We start from the raw sequence: 1,002 nt of genomic DNA, 5'->3' as shown, positions 1-1,002 counted from the left end.
GTTGTAGGCAGCCGCTACCAGAAGGGGATTTTGAAACTCGTCGAGCAGCACGCGCAGGTACTTCATGCCGCCTTCGATGTTCTGCGCGGGATCGCAAACGTCTTCGACAGCGAAGCGTGTTGCAGTGCCGGGCATTAGTTGCATTGGGCCGCGTGCGCCCTTGTCGGAATTGCGGGTCTGGTCAAATTCGCTTTCAGCCCAGGCAATGGCTGTGGCGAAAACTTCATCGACCTTATGTCGACGTGCCGTTTCGACGACTAAGCTCTTGATTTCCGAGGGACTTAGCGGGGACGGTCCACATTCATGCACGTTTGCCGTGTTTGTGCTTGCCGGGACGGCAACACCATTATGGGTAATCGCACCAGTCGTTGACTTACCCATATCGGTAATATTTCTGACATCCCCTTCGGATGCATAACCAAGTCCTACGTTATCAATAGGGTTATCTTGATCGGCCTCTGAGGAAGATTCCGTTTCGGGTGCGACCACACCATCAGAACCGAGCACGAATTCGCCGCTTGCCTTACCCCACCGGTTTGCGAAAATAGCGCTGATCGAAGCGTCATTGACCGACGCCGAAGCTGGCATATTCGTAACAAAAGCGGCTTGTTTCTGCGATTCCTGAGCCGTAGACGCTAGCGGTCCGACCGCAGTCAAGCCTATAGCGCCCGCCATCACAGCCAATCGCGAAGCACCGTCTATTCTAGCCCTTCTGATCATCGTCCCCCGCCTAACTTGCGGTGTTGAGATTGCAACGAAAACCGATTAAGTTCGTACTTGCATGATACCGATTTGGTGTAGTGATACAAGTTTTTGCACCATACTTAAACCCCCCTCTCGCGGGGAATCCAATGTCACCAGGATGGTTAGGGCTAGAAAATGAAACGTACCATCATCGCCGCACTCGCTAGTTGCGTCATGGCAACACCGGCTTTGTCCGTGGAAGACATTAACAAGGACTACATCAAGTCACTGGCTGCACCGGGCAAGACGGTGCTGGTC

1 protein-coding gene is annotated in these 1,002 nt (G+C 53.4%); it reads right to left on the bottom strand.

The window, feature by feature from the left end:
* Positions 1-720, bottom strand: a 720-nt coding sequence (locus tag EOA86_RS41015; protein WP_245497495.1) for a lytic transglycosylase domain-containing protein, incomplete at its 3' end; no start/stop codon positions are given.
* Between the last annotated feature and the right edge of the window lie 282 nt (positions 721-1,002).

It is taken from the genome of Mesorhizobium sp. M5C.F.Ca.IN.020.32.2.1 (assembly GCF_004023105.1).
Taxonomy (GTDB): Bacteria; Pseudomonadota; Alphaproteobacteria; order Rhizobiales; family Rhizobiaceae; genus Mesorhizobium; species Mesorhizobium wenxiniae.
This window is presented reverse-complemented; position numbering and strand designations above follow the sequence as displayed.